The organism is Ligilactobacillus animalis, assembly GCF_009933595.1.
Lineage (GTDB): Bacteria > Bacillota > Bacilli > Lactobacillales > Lactobacillaceae > Ligilactobacillus > Ligilactobacillus animalis.
Genome location: NZ_CP047141.1, coordinates 608,831 through 621,702 on the forward strand (window position 1 = coordinate 608,831; position 12,872 = coordinate 621,702).

Annotated in this window: 15 protein-coding genes; all 15 read left to right on the plus strand. The window is 43.2% G+C overall.

Annotated features, from left to right (window positions below; genetic code table 11):
- Positions 1-61 precede the first annotated feature (61 nt).
- The 15 genes from GSR62_RS02960 (at position 62) to zwf (ending at position 12,864) form a co-directional block, all read left to right on the plus strand.
- Positions 62-913, plus strand: a complete 852-nt coding sequence (locus GSR62_RS02960; RefSeq protein WP_010688587.1) for an alpha/beta hydrolase — start codon at positions 62-64, stop codon at positions 911-913.
- A 389-nt stretch (positions 914-1,302) separates the two neighbouring features.
- Positions 1,303-1,740: a 3-hydroxyacyl-ACP dehydratase FabZ gene (gene fabZ / locus GSR62_RS02965; protein WP_033193014.1), complete on the plus strand. Its 438-nt coding sequence runs from the start codon at positions 1,303-1,305 to the stop codon at positions 1,738-1,740.
- Positions 1,741-1,818: 78 nt separating this feature from the next.
- Positions 1,819-2,259, plus strand: a complete 441-nt coding sequence (locus tag GSR62_RS02970) for a MarR family winged helix-turn-helix transcriptional regulator (RefSeq protein WP_035448827.1) — start codon at positions 1,819-1,821, stop codon at positions 2,257-2,259.
- A 22-nt stretch (positions 2,260-2,281) separates the two neighbouring features.
- Complete coding sequence (locus tag GSR62_RS02975) at positions 2,282-3,259, plus strand: beta-ketoacyl-ACP synthase III (RefSeq protein WP_066023785.1); 978 nt, start codon at positions 2,282-2,284, stop codon at positions 3,257-3,259.
- A gap of 21 nt (positions 3,260-3,280) precedes the next feature.
- Positions 3,281-3,526, plus strand: a complete 246-nt coding sequence (locus GSR62_RS02980; RefSeq protein ID WP_010688591.1) for an acyl carrier protein — start codon at positions 3,281-3,283, stop codon at positions 3,524-3,526.
- Positions 3,527-3,541: 15 nt separating this feature from the next.
- Positions 3,542-4,471, plus strand: coding sequence for an ACP S-malonyltransferase (locus GSR62_RS02985; protein ID WP_066023786.1), 930 nt, complete (start codon positions 3,542-3,544; stop codon positions 4,469-4,471).
- Between the two features lie 2 nt (positions 4,472-4,473).
- Positions 4,474-5,205 carry a 3-oxoacyl-[acyl-carrier-protein] reductase gene (gene fabG, locus GSR62_RS02990; protein WP_066023787.1) on the plus strand — a complete coding sequence of 244 codons (732 nt, stop codon included), beginning with the start codon at positions 4,474-4,476 and terminating at the stop codon, positions 5,203-5,205.
- Positions 5,206-5,232: 27 nt separating this feature from the next.
- Positions 5,233-6,465, plus strand: coding sequence for a beta-ketoacyl-ACP synthase II (gene fabF, locus GSR62_RS02995; RefSeq protein WP_029507294.1), 1,233 nt, complete (start codon positions 5,233-5,235; stop codon positions 6,463-6,465).
- A gap of 5 nt (positions 6,466-6,470) precedes the next feature.
- On the plus strand, positions 6,471-6,914 hold the full coding sequence (gene accB / locus GSR62_RS03000) for an acetyl-CoA carboxylase biotin carboxyl carrier protein (protein ID WP_010688595.1): 444 nt from the start codon (positions 6,471-6,473) through the stop codon (positions 6,912-6,914).
- Positions 6,915-7,337, plus strand: a complete 423-nt coding sequence (fabZ, locus tag GSR62_RS03005; protein ID WP_010688596.1) for a 3-hydroxyacyl-ACP dehydratase FabZ — start codon at positions 6,915-6,917, stop codon at positions 7,335-7,337.
- A gap of 13 nt (positions 7,338-7,350) precedes the next feature.
- Positions 7,351-8,730 carry an acetyl-CoA carboxylase biotin carboxylase subunit gene (gene accC / locus GSR62_RS03010; RefSeq protein WP_066023788.1) on the plus strand — a complete coding sequence of 460 codons (1,380 nt, stop codon included), beginning with the start codon at positions 7,351-7,353 and terminating at the stop codon, positions 8,728-8,730.
- The gene (gene accD / locus GSR62_RS03015) at positions 8,717-9,577 is read left to right on the plus strand and encodes an acetyl-CoA carboxylase, carboxyltransferase subunit beta (protein ID WP_066023789.1); all 861 of its coding nucleotides are present in this window, start codon (positions 8,717-8,719) and stop codon (positions 9,575-9,577) included. Before accC ends, accD begins: the two co-directional genes overlap by 14 nt.
- A complete protein-coding gene (gene accA / locus GSR62_RS03020; RefSeq protein WP_066023790.1) occupies positions 9,567-10,346 on the plus strand; it encodes an acetyl-CoA carboxylase carboxyltransferase subunit alpha in 780 nt (259 codons plus the stop codon). The genes accD and accA overlap by 11 nt, the downstream gene beginning before the upstream one ends.
- Before the next feature lie 18 nt (positions 10,347-10,364).
- Positions 10,365-11,129, plus strand: coding sequence for an enoyl-ACP reductase FabI (fabI, locus tag GSR62_RS03025; RefSeq protein WP_035448845.1), 765 nt, complete (start codon positions 10,365-10,367; stop codon positions 11,127-11,129).
- Positions 11,130-11,385: 256 nt separating this feature from the next.
- Positions 11,386-12,864, plus strand: a complete 1,479-nt coding sequence (gene zwf / locus GSR62_RS03030) for a glucose-6-phosphate dehydrogenase (protein ID WP_066023791.1) — start codon at positions 11,386-11,388, stop codon at positions 12,862-12,864.
- Positions 12,865-12,872: the final 8 nt, after the last annotated feature.

The window sequence follows — 12,872 nt, forward strand, 5'->3', positions numbered from 1 at the left end:
AGAATAACCTTAGTATATGGTATCTTATCCGATAAACAGGCATAAGAAAGGAAGGTCGTGGATGAAAAGAAAGTTTTGGTGGCCGATATTACTATTGGTAGTCCTCATTTTTGGTGGCTGGTTGATCGTTTCACAAAGTTTACGTGATAATGCAAGCCAGCAATATGAAAAAACTAAAGTGCCAACTTTATTTTTGCACGGTTATGGCAGTAGTCATCGTGCAGAAGAGCATATGACGCAGGCAATCGTCAAGGCCGGAGTTACCCAAAATGTGATCCGGGCGACAGTGGCTAAAGATGGGACAGTCAAATTGCAAGGGGCGCTACCGCAAAGTGCATATAATCCACTAGTCGAAGTGGAATTTGAAGATAATAAAAATGCGAATTATCGTCAAAATGGGGTCTGGCTCAAAAATGTTTTGGTCAAACTCCAAAAAACGTATGGCTTTAAGAAATTTAATGCTGTTGCGCATTCGATGGGAAATCTGACTTTGGCCTACTACATGTTGGATAATGGTCAAAATAAAAAATTACCTCAATTGCAAAAGCAAGTCAATATTGCAGGGCATTATAATGGGATCATTGGTATGGATGATCAAGCCAATCAAATGCAGTTAGAAGAAGATGGTGCTCCTAAACAGATGACAGGAACTTACCAACAGCTATTGAAATTGGATGATAGTTATCCTAAAAAGCAGGTCTCGGTCCTAAATATCTATGGTGATCTAAATGACGGATCTGATTCTGATGGTCGAGTAAGCAATAATTCTTCACGATCAGAGAAATATCTTTTGCAAGAGGTTTACCGCAGTTACCAAGAGCTTGAGATCAAGGGTGAAGGCGGACAACATAGTAAGTTGCATGAAAATCGTCAAGTTGACCGAGCTATCATTAATTTTATTTGGAAAAAATAGTTTAAAAGAGATGTTTGCTACAAAAACGAGTGGTAGGCATCTCTTTTTATTATATTTTAATTAGAATTTTGGATAACAAAATAAATATCAGGAGAACAAGTTGCTAAAAAACATTTGTTATTTTTTATTGATGGATAATTTTTTTGTTAAGTATAAAGTGTGGATAAATATCAGTTCATTGGACAAAAAATGTGATCACAAGTCATTTATTTTGAAGTTATTAACTATTTTTCGGTTTTTTAGATAAATATAAATTATTTTAAATATCATTCGATATAAGAGCGGTTTTTTAGCAGTTTGACACCCAAAGCTAAATATAATAACATTCGACTATCGAATATTTTGGTATTCGAAATAAATTGAAAGAGGTGGCGTGTTTGAAAAAGTTAATGGACGCTCAAGAAGTAATGGAGTTGATCCCTAACCGCTATCCGATCTGTTATATTGATTATGTCGAAGAATTGGTTTTAGGTGAGAAGATCACCGCTGTGAAAAATGTGACGATCAATGAGTCATTTTTCCAAGGCCATTTTCCTAAAAATCCAGTCATGCCTGGGGTCTTGATCATTGAGACCCTAGCGCAAGCGGCTTCGATCATGATCTTAAAAGATCCTAACTTTTTAGGTAAGACCGCCTATTTAGGCGCGATCCATAATGCACGTTTTCGTCAAGTAGTTCGTCCAGGGGATGTCTTACAACTGGAAGTAACGATGGACAAACAAAAAGAAAACATGGGGATCGTCAAAGCTAAAGCCCTCGTTGAAGGGAAAAAGGTCTGCACGGCTGAGTTGATGTTTATCGTTGGTCAGTCTAAGGATAAAATTTAATGGTGTTAGGTACTTTTTTCTGGTATTATTTTGATAACCAAACAATATGGTAATCAAAATATTCAAGGTGAGGTAGTTATGGATAAAAGAAGTAGGTACATCAATGATGCTTTGGTCAAGATCTATAGTGATATTCTTTGGATCGAGGAAAAAGAACTTAAGAAGAGCCGTTTCAATGATTTAACGATCAAGGAGATGCATGCGATCAGTGCTATTTCAATGTATAACCATAAAACTGCTTCTGAAGTGGCTAAAGAACTCCATTTAACACCGGGTTCGTTAACTGCGACCGTTGATCGCCTCGTTAAAAAGGGTTATGTTGAGCGGATCAGAAGTAGTGATGATCGCCGGGTCATTCGCTTAGGTTTGACTAAAAAGGGCCGAGTAATGTTTCGCGCACATGATGCTTTTCACCATAAAATGGTCGAAGGGTTTCTCAAGGATACGACGCCGGCTGAGTTACAAGTGGTCGAAAAAGCGATCCGAAATTTGGAGTCGTTCTTAGCCGAGCATTCTTAAATCAAAAGACGGAAGTGGCGTAATGGACGAATTGAAAATTGTTGCAAGTGCGAGTTATGTACCGCCAACAGTCATCACAAATGACCAATTAGCACAAATAATGGACACTTCAGACGAATGGATCACGACGCGAACGGGGATAAAAGAGCGTCGCGTGAGTTTGAAGGCAAATACGTCAAGTCTGTGCGTCCAAGTTGCTAAAGAATTATTAAAAAAAAGTAAGATCAAGGCAGAAGAAGTCGATCTGATCATCGTGGCTACCATGTCACCCGATAGTAATACACCGGCAACTGCTGCGATCGTGCAGGGAGAAATTGAAGCTAAAAATGCATTTGCCTTTGATATCTCGGCTGCTTGCTCGGGCTTTGTCTACGGGTTAAAAGTGGCAGCTAATTTCTTAAAGGATGAACAGATCAAAAATGTTTTGTTGATCGGAGGCGAGGTCTTATCCAAGTTAGTTGATTGGACTGACCGCAAGACAGCTGTTTTATTTGGCGATGGAGCGGCAGGAGTTTTACTGACTAGTGCTGACACACAGCAGAGTTATTTATTGAGCTCTGATATCAAAACTTTTGGAGCTTCGCATGCTAAATTGACGGCTGGATGTGACCAAGTATCACCCAGCTTTCCGCCTACTGGACCACAAAGACCGACAGCTTTTGGGATGGATGGACGTGAGGTCTATAACTTTGCGACCCGTCAAGTACCTAAGTCATTGGTCCGGGCCTGTGAACAAGCGGGGCTGACGCCAGATCAAGTCGATCTATTTTTATTACATCAAGCAAATGCACGGATCATTCAAAGTGTAGCTAAGAAGATGAAGTTACCATTGGAAAAATTTCCAACTAATATCGCTAAATATGGAAATACCTCGGCGACAAGTATTCCGCTTTTACTAGCTGAGCTAAGTGAGCAGGGCGTGCTTGAACGCGGGCAGATCATTGCCTTTAGTGGTTTTGGTGGGGGCTTGACTTTGGGGACAGTTATCATCAAGTATTAATGATTTTTGGAGGAATAAAAAATGACAAAAGAAGAAATTTTAAACAAAGTACAAGAGATCGTAAGTGAACAATTAGATGTTGATGCAGCTGATATCGTTTTGACAGCTGACATCAAAGAAGATCTTGAAGCTGATAGCTTAGATGTGTTTGAGATCATGAACGAGCTTGAAGATGAATTGGATATCCAACTTGAAGCAGATGAAAGCATCAAAACGATCCAAGATGTTGTTGACCATGTGGCTAAACAACTCGAAGCTAACGACTAAGGTCAGGTGAGCTAAATGAAAAAAGCGGTCATCTTATTTAGCGGTCAAGGAGCGCAATTTGATGGAATGGGGCTTGATTTTTATCAAGCAGATCCTGATTTTCAAGCTGGGATCGCTCGAGCCACACAGCTGACGGGGCTTCCGCTACTAAAAATCTTTCAAAACAGCCAACAAGCAAGTACGTTAGAATTACAACCCGCCTTGACTGCTTTTGCATATAATGTCTATCAGCTCTTGGCTCGTGATCTAAAACTTGAAGTTGGCGGTGCTTTGGGCTTGTCATTGGGGGAATATCCCGCTTTGATAGCTAGTCGAGCGCTGAGTGAACAAGCTGGTCTAGAGCTAGTGAAAAAGCGAGCTCAATACATGGAAGCAGAAGTAGCTCAAAAGCCAGGGGCGATGTTAGCTGTGTTAAAGCCCGAGCTCGCTGAATTGGAGCGGTTATGTGTCAAATGCAGTACCCCAGAAGAAGGTGTTTGGATCGCAAATTACAATGCGCCCAAACAAGTTGTTGTTGGGGGACATAAGCTAGCAGTTGACAGGTTAGCTCAAGCTTTAGCTGCTGCAAATAAAAAAGTGATCGCTTTGAACGTAGCTGGGGCATTTCATACACCACTTTTTTCAACATCTGAACAGCAATTAAAACAAGCTGTCGTCCAGATCGAGTGGCAAGAACCGGGATTTACAGTCTTTAGTAATACGATCGAAGCTCCATTTACCAAGGCTAACTTAGCCCAGATCTTACCAAGACAAGTTGCTGCCCCGACCCATTTTGCGACCTGTCTATCTCAGATCGTTGCCCAAGAAAAGCCAGATGTCTTACTTGAGATCGGACCGGGTGACGCCTTGAGCAAATTTGCGCGTCAGATCGCTAAAAAAATCCCACGTTATCGGTTGGATACGTGGGAGCATTATCAAGCCACATTGGCAGAATTGAGGAATTAAAGATGGAATTAACGGGAAAAAATGTTTTTATCTCGGGTTCTTCGCGCGGGATCGGAGCTAGCATGGCGGTCGCTTTTGCTAAAAAAGGAGCTAATGTTGCGCTTAACGCTCGCAAAATAGTCCCAAGCGAATTGCTTGATGAATTAAAGCAGACTGGTGTTCAAGTCGAAGTTATTTTAGGTGATATTTCCCAGCCCGCTGACGTTAAGCGAATGGTCAAAGAAGCTAAAGCCAAATTTGGTCAGATCGACATTTTAGTCAACAATGCGGGGATCACCGATGATAAGTTACTGATCGGTATGAAAGAAGCAGATTTTACCAACGTGATCGATGTTAACTTGACGGGAACATTTCGCATGACGCAAGCTTTTTTAAAGCAAATGTATAAAAAACGTCAAGGGGTGATCATCAATGTCGCTTCTGTGGTCGGGCTTTACGGCAATGTAGGTCAGGCTAATTATGCTGCCAGCAAGGCGGGGATCATTGGCTTGACCAAAACGACGGCTAAAGAGGGTGCTTTGCGCAACATTAGATGTAATGCGATCGCACCGGGAATGATCGCCAGTGATATGACAGCTATCTTAAGCGATAAAGTCAAAGACCAAGTTAAAGAGCAGATCTTATTAAAACGCCTTGGGACACCGGATGAAGTGGCACATGCAGCGATCTTTTTAGCTGAAAATGATTATTTGACAGGCCAAGTGCTCACGGTCGATGGTGGGTTAGCCTTTTAAAGCAGAACAAAACGAGAGGTGTTTTAGATGACAAGAGTAGTAATTACAGGAATGGGGGCGGTCACCCCGATCGGTAATGATGTGACTGAATATAGTGACAATTTATTTCAGGGAAAGTTGGGGATCGCTCCGATCACTAAATTTGATGCCACTGAGACTGGAGTCACCAATGCGGGTGAAGTCAAAGATTTTGATACCACTTTACGGGTCGGTAAAAAAGCGGCCAAACGCATGGATCTTTTTTCACAATATGCCGTTGATAGTGCCCTTCAAGCAGTGAAGCAAGCTCAAATCACCTCTGAAAATACCGCTTCTAAAGATCTTGGCGTTATTTTTAGTTCGGGGATCGGGGGCTTGACGACGATCCAAGAACAAGTGATCAAGATGCATGAAAAAGGTCCTAAGCGGGTCTCACCGATGTTTGTTCCGACCTCGATCGTCAATATGGCAGCCGGGAATATCGCTTTGCGGATCGGGGCTAAAAATATCTGTACTTCGATCGTAACGGCATGTGCTTCAGGGACCAATGCGATCGGTGAAGCTTACCGCCAGATCAAAGAAGGGCGGGCCAAGGTGATGGTCGCTGGTGGGGCAGAAGCATCAGTCAATGAGATCGGGATCGCTGGTTTTGCAGCATTAACGGCTCTATCGACGCAAACTGATCCGCAAAAAGCCTCTATCCCATTTGATAAAGACCGCTCTGGCTTTGTCATGGGCGAGGGTAGTGGTGCTTTAGTCTTGGAGAGTTTAGAACATGCTAAGGCACGGGGCGCTAAGATCTTAGGTGAGGTCGTTGGTTATGGTAGCAACTGTGATGCCTTTCATATGACGGCACCTGATCCGACGGGCGAAGGAGCTGCGACTGCAATGCAACTGGCCCTCGCTGAAGCAAAGATCGAGCCAGCGCAAGTTGATTATATCAATGCTCATGGGACGGCAACTAAAGCTAATGATGCTGCTGAAGCAAAAGCGATCAATTTAGTTTTTGGTGAAGATAGTAAAGTTTTAGTCGGAAGTACCAAAGCGATGACAGGGCATTTATTAGGTGCTGCTGGGGCGATCGAAGCCATTGCGGTAGTTGCTAGCTTACAAAAGGGGCAATTACCTGTTAATATAGGTATGACAGAACAAGATAAAGAGTGTAAAGTTAATGTAGTAACACAGGCTAAAGCCCACCCTGAAAAACTTGAATATGCCTTGAGCAATTCATTAGGTTTTGGGGGCCATAATGCAGTTTTAGCTTTTAGAAAATGGAGTTGAGAGACTTGGACTTTAATGATATTGAAAAATTAATGGATGATTTTAAAAAGTCAGAAATGCGTGAATTAGAGATCACGACGGATGGCTTTCATATCCATTTGAGTAAAAATGAGATCCCATTTTTACCAGTGCGTGAAAAAGCTGAGCAACCAGCGATCACCGCCGTTGAAGAAAATGTGCCACCGGTAACAAAAGATACCAAGGCTGAAGGGGAATTCATCAAATCGCCGATGGTCGGTAGTGTTTATTTACAACCTAAACCTGATCAAGATCCTTATGTAACGGTGGGTTCACGTGTTCATAAAGGGGACGTGGTCTGCATCATCGAAGCGATGAAGATGATGACTGAGATCAAAAGTGATCAAGATGGTATCGTGACTGAGGTCTTGGTCGAAAATGAAGACTTAGTCGAATTTGATCAACCGCTGTTCAAAGTAGGGCGAGGTTAAATGATGAAGTTAAGTAGTGCAGAGATCAAAAAGATCTTGCCCCATCGTTACCCGTTGTTGCTGATCGATCGGGTCGAAGAATTAGAACCCGGAAAGTCAGCGCGGGCGCTTCGCTGTGTGACAGAACATGAAGCTTTGTTTGCAGGACAGGAATTATCTGTCTTGCCTGAAACTTTGATCATCGAGTCTTTAGCACAGACAGGGGCCTGTGCGTTGCTGACGTTGCCAGAGTTTGTTGGTAAGACTGCTTATTTTGGCGGGATCAAAGCAGCAGAATTTATACGCCCTGTGTACCCAGGGGATGTGTTAGAACTTGAGGTAAAACTTGAAAAGATCAAGAGCAGTATCGGCAGTGGTAAAGCGACCGCCAAAGTGGCTGGTCAAGTAGTTTGCCTAGCTGAATTGACTTTTATGATCGGATAAAAGAGGTAGTTACATGTTTTCTAAAGTATTGGTGGCCAACCGTGGTGAGATCGCGGTCCGCATTATTCGCTCTTTAAAAGAGCTTGGTATCAAATCAGTTGCGATCTACTCGACTGAAGATCGTGAAAGTTTGCATGTCAAACTGGCAGATCAAGCGGTCTGTGTTGGATCGGCTAAACCAAAAGATTCATATCTGAATATGAAAAATATCTTGGCAGCTGCTGTTTTGACGGGTGCTGAAGCGATCCATCCCGGATTTGGCTTCTTATCAGAAAACAGTCGCTTCGTAGAGTTGTGTGAGGCTTGTGGCTTAGTCTTTATCGGGCCACGTTCCGAGACGATCGAATTGATGGGAAATAAAGCCAATGCCCGGATCCAGATGCAAAAACACGATATTCCGGTGATCCCTGGCAGTACTGGCTTTTTAGAAGATGTTGCAGAGGCTAAGCGGGTCGCTAAAGAGGTCGGTTATCCGGTCTTATTGAAGGCGGCAGCTGGTGGCGGTGGTAAAGGTATCCGGCGGGTCGATACAGAAAAAGAGCTCGCTAATTCCTTTAATGAGGCTAAACGTGAAGCCCAGATGGCCTTTGGTGATGCGCGGATGTATTTGGAAAAGATCATGGAAGATGTTAAGCATATCGAAGTCCAGATCTTTCGCGATGATGCCGGCAACACGGTCTATTTCCCAGAACGGGATTGTTCATTGCAAAGAAATAAACAAAAGATGATCGAAGAAAGTCCGTGTGCGTTGATCACGGAAGCTAAACGCAAATACTTAGGTGAATTGGCGGTCAAAGCAGCTGAAGCGATCGATTACCGTAATACTGGGACGATCGAATTTTTGATGGATCAAGACCATAAATTTTATTTCATGGAAATGAATACGCGGATCCAAGTGGAACATACTGTCACAGAAATGGTGACTGGCGTTGACCTGGTCAAGGCCCAAGTCAAGGTCGCTTTTGGCCAAGATCTACCATTTGAGCAGGCTGATATCAAATTACTGGGGACCGCGATTGAATGTCGGATCAATGCTGAAGATCCCGCCAAGAATTTTACGCCTTCTGTTGGTAAAGTCGACTATCTGCACTTCCCGGTGGGTAACTTAGGGATGCGGATCGATTCTGATTTGTATGCTGGGGTCAAGATCTCACCATATTACGATTCGATGATTGCTAAAGTTATCGTTTTGGGTGAAAATCGCCATGAAGCGATCGAAAAGCTAAAACGTTTATTAAGTGAGATGGTGATCTCGGGTATCAAGACTAACCAGAATTTCTATCTGACTATTTTAGAAGACCAAGGTTTCTTGGATGGAACGTTTAACACTGATTACTTAGAACGTGTTTTATTACCAGAGTGGAAACGAGGAAATACCGATGAAACTGTTTGATGAGGCCAATACAGTCCAAAATAAACAAGTAAAGGCCAATAAAGCCGCTGAAAAAAAGGTTCCAGCTGGCTTGTGGGTCGCTTGTCCTAAATGTGGCTATGAGATCTTTCATCAAGATTTAGGCCCATTACAAGAATGTCCACAATGTTTTTATGGTTTTAGAATAAAGGCTAAAAAGCGTCTATCGTGGCTGGTCGATGAGTTTATTCCTTGGGATGAAGACTTGGTGACCGATGATCCGTTGGACTTTCCTGAGTATGCTGAAAAATTAGCTAAAGCGCAAAAAACGACAGAGTTGAATGATTCCGTTTTGACAGGTCTGGCTCAGATTGCAGACCAAAAATTTGCTTTAGGGATCATGGATCCATATTTTATCATGGGTTCATTAGGCAAAGTTACTGGCGAAAAATTGACGCGTTTATTTGAGCGTGCGACTAAAGAATGCTTACCCGTCGTCGTTTTTACGGCGTCAGGGGGCGCACGGATGCAAGAAGGGATCCATGCCTTGATGCAGATGGCTAAAGTTTCAAATGCCGTCGCTAAGCACTCAGAGGCTGGCTTGTTGTATATCTCAGTCTTGACCGATCCGACAACTGGCGGAGCTACGGCTAGTTTTGGGATGCAAGGTGATCTGATCTTGGCTGAGCCTCATGCTTTAGTCGGATTTGCCGGTAAGCGGGTGATCGAACAGACGATGCATCAAAAGATCCCAGCTGATCTGCAAAGTGCCGAAACGGTGTTGCAAAATGGCTTTATCGATACGATTGTTAAGCGGCGCGAGCAAAAACAAACTTTGGCACAGTTATTGAGATTCCATCAAAAGGAAGGTGAAGCTAATGGCAAATAGTAAGACGCCAGCTCAGGTAGTAGCTGCAGCTAGATCACAAGCTAAAATCACCACCCCTGAACTTATTGAGCATTTATTTGATGATTTTTTTGAATTACATGGTGATCGTCAAGGTTCAGATGATCCTGCGATCGTTGGTGGCTTGGCCCGATTTTGTGGCCGTCCAGTCACTGTCGTCGCAACTGACAAGGGTAAAACTCCTAAGCAGCGTGTGGCTAAGCATTTTGGCTCACCTGAACCAGCGGGGTACCGCAAATTATTGCGGTTAGCTAAACAAGCCGAAAAATTTGGTCGTCCAGTAGTGACTTTTGTCAATACAGCCGGTGCTTATCCGGGGCGTAGTGCCGAAGAACAAGGACAAGGTGAAGCGCTCGCCCGCTGCTTGTTAGAACTTGGACAATTGGAAGTGCCGCTGATCACGTTTATCTTTGGTGAGGGTGGTAGTGGAGGCGCTCTTGCCATGGCCTGTGGTGATCGGGTGTATATGTTAGAAGATAGCATGTACTCTGTTTTATCACCTGAAGGGTTCGCGTCTATTTTGTGGAAGGATAGTCAGCGAGCAGATGAGGCCGCTGAAGTGATGCAGTTGACCCCAGAAGCGTTGTTAGAGCACGGCGCGATCGAAGGGGTGATCGCAGAAGATGAAAATGACCATTTGGCGACGGTAGCAGCGATCAAGGCTGTTTTAAAACGTGATCTAGAGCTTTTAGTAAAAAAAGATCCAACCGAATTGTTAGCCGAGCGGTATGAACGTTTTCGGAAATTTTAAAGTAAGGAAATTATGATCATGGGAGATTTATTAGCAAATAAAACGATTTTGGTAATGGGTGTCGCTAATCGACGCTCGATCGCTTGGGGTTGTGCCCAAGTAATGCAAGAGCAAGGCGCTAATTTGATCTATACTTATCAAAATGAGCGCTTAAAAAAAGGTTTACTCAAGTTGACGGGCGATGAAGCTTCCTTACTTGAGTGTGATGTTGCAGATGATAACAGCATCGCCCAAGCTTTTAGTGAGATCAAAACACGATATGGCAAGATCGATGGGATCGTTCATGCGATCGCTTATGCTCCAAAAGCAGAACTTGAAGGTGAGATCACGAATGCGACTCGTGCTGGTTTTCAAACGGCACTCGATGTTTCAGCATACTCTTTGATCGCTGTTAGCAAGGTGGCGATGGAGTTAGAGCTTTTAAATGATCCTGCCAGTTTAGTAACTTTGACCTATATGGGTTCGACTCGGGCGATCCCAAGCTATAATACGATGGGGATCGCCAAAGCCGCTTTAGAATCTAGTGTGCGTTATCTAGCACGTGATCTGGGTAAGTTTGGGGTCCGGGTAAATGCGATCTCAGCGGGTGCGATCAAAACACTAGCTGTGACGGGGATCAAGGGTCACTCTGACCTCCTAGAGATCTCCAAGCAACGAACGGTCGATCAAGAGGCTGTGACGATCAGAGAAGTCGGGGGAACTTGTGCCTTTTTGATGAGTGACTTAGCGACTGGTGTAGTTGGCGATGTCATTTATGTAGATAAGGGTGTCCACTTGATCTAATGAAAACAAAGTAATACGCTCACGAGTGATTCGGGGCGTTTTTTTGTGCAATGGATCATACATGCAATTCTCCGCACTGAATTATGTCGGGCTGCGAATTGCAGGATCTAGAAAATAACAATGATATCCCTTCGAGGCCAAAAGTGCCTCCAAGTGATATTACCGTTATTTTTACGCTCCTTTTCGTAATTCTTCGCACTGAATTACTTGTTAAATATTAGCTGAATTAGTAAAATAAACATAACTATAATTAATCATGAAAGTGGTGCTTAACTTGGCTAAGAAAGAACAAAAAGCATTGTTTGTTATTTTTGGTGGGACTGGTGATCTTGCACAACGCAAATTGTATCCTGCCTTGTTTAATCTGTATAAGCGTGGCTACTTAAAAAAACACTTTGCAGTTATCGGTACAGCAAGACGCCCTTGGTCAAACGGCTATTACCGTGATGTAGTTAGATCATCGATCGATGGGATGGTCAACTCCCAGACCCAGATCGATGAATTTGCTAGCCATTTCTACTATCAATCACATAATGTCAATGATGTTGACCACTATGAGACTTTACGTGTTTTGGCCGATAAGTTAGACCAAGATTATGGCTTAGAAGGCAACCGCTTGTATTATTTAGCGATGTCACCTAGTTTCTTTGGGACGATCTGTGAACATTTGAAATCACAAGGTCTAACTAAAACGGCAGGTTATAATCGTGTGATCATCGAAAAACCATTTGGGCATGACTATGCTAGTGCTAAAGAATTAAACGATGAGATCAGTAAATATTTCCCAGAAGAAGCGACCTTCAGGATCGACCACTATCTAGGTAAAGAAATGATCCAAAATATTATGGCGCTGCGCTTTGGCAACAGCATTTTAAGTGCGATCTGGAACAATAAGATGATCAGTAATATCCAAGTGACACTCAGCGAATCATTAGGTGTCGAAGAACGTGGAGGCTATTATGATACAGCCGGCGCTTTGCGGGATATGGTCCAAAACCATATTTTACAGATCGTTGCGTTACTTGTGATGGATCGGCCGGATTCTTATTGTGCTAAAGACGTCCGGAAGCGAAAAGTTGAAACTTTTGAGGCGTTGAAGATCTATTCACCCGAAGAAGTCGCACAAAATTTTGTCCGCGGTCAATATGGTGAGGGTAAGGATATGGTGGCTTACCGTGATGAAAGTATGATCGCTCCCGATTCAATGACTGAGACTTTTGTAGCGGGTAAACTTGAAGTGGATAACTGTGATATGGCGGGTGTGCCGATCTATATCCGGACAGGTAAAAGATTAGCTACGAAAGCTACACGGATCGATATCGTCTTTAAACAAGATGATGATTCCTTATTTGGCGGCCAAGGTTTAGCCGATAATACTGTGACGATCAATGTTGAACCCGATACTGGGATCGACTTTACTTTGAACACCAAAAAGATCGGTCAAGAATTTGCAACACGGCAAACTAATATCGGTTATCGCTTGACTGAAGAACAAGTTGCTAAAGTTCCTGAAGCTTACGAACGCTTGATCTTAAATGCGTTGCAAGGTAATTCGGTAAACTTTACGCACTGGGACGAATTGGAATATTCTTGGAAATTCGTTGATGCGATCAGAAATGCTTGGGATCAAGAAGACCTACCAGTTGATTATTTCCCAAATTATGCCTGCGGGACGATGGGACCACAAGCATCAGATGAATTATTGGCTAAAGCAGGTCACCATTGGATCTTCTAAAAAAGTTG

Bases quoted from the DNA above. Each gene is read 5' to 3' on its own strand.
- GSR62_RS02985 (WP_066023786.1), top strand. From the start codon at position 3,542: ATGAAAAAAGCGGTCATCTTATTTAGCGGTCAAGGAGCGCAATTTGAT.
- zwf (WP_066023791.1), top strand. From the start codon at position 11,386: ATGAAAGTGGTGCTTAACTTGGCTAAGAAAGAACAAAAAGCATTGTTT.
- accD (WP_066023789.1), top strand. From the start codon at position 8,717: ATGAAACTGTTTGATGAGGCCAATACAGTCCAAAATAAACAAGTAAAG.
- fabZ (WP_033193014.1), top strand. From the start codon at position 1,303: ATGGACGCTCAAGAAGTAATGGAGTTGATCCCTAACCGCTATCCGATC.
- GSR62_RS02960 (WP_010688587.1), top strand. From the start codon at position 62: ATGAAAAGAAAGTTTTGGTGGCCGATATTACTATTGGTAGTCCTCATT.
- GSR62_RS02970 (WP_035448827.1), top strand. From the start codon at position 1,819: ATGGATAAAAGAAGTAGGTACATCAATGATGCTTTGGTCAAGATCTAT.
- accC (WP_066023788.1), top strand. From the start codon at position 7,351: ATGTTTTCTAAAGTATTGGTGGCCAACCGTGGTGAGATCGCGGTCCGC.
- GSR62_RS02980 (WP_010688591.1), top strand. From the start codon at position 3,281: ATGACAAAAGAAGAAATTTTAAACAAAGTACAAGAGATCGTAAGTGAA.
- accA (WP_066023790.1), top strand. From the start codon at position 9,567: ATGGCAAATAGTAAGACGCCAGCTCAGGTAGTAGCTGCAGCTAGATCA.
- GSR62_RS02975 (WP_066023785.1), top strand. From the start codon at position 2,282: ATGGACGAATTGAAAATTGTTGCAAGTGCGAGTTATGTACCGCCAACA.
- fabG (WP_066023787.1), top strand. From the start codon at position 4,474: ATGGAATTAACGGGAAAAAATGTTTTTATCTCGGGTTCTTCGCGCGGG.
- fabF (WP_029507294.1), top strand. From the start codon at position 5,233: ATGACAAGAGTAGTAATTACAGGAATGGGGGCGGTCACCCCGATCGGT.
- fabI (WP_035448845.1), top strand. From the start codon at position 10,365: ATGGGAGATTTATTAGCAAATAAAACGATTTTGGTAATGGGTGTCGCT.
- fabZ (WP_010688596.1), top strand. From the start codon at position 6,915: ATGATGAAGTTAAGTAGTGCAGAGATCAAAAAGATCTTGCCCCATCGT.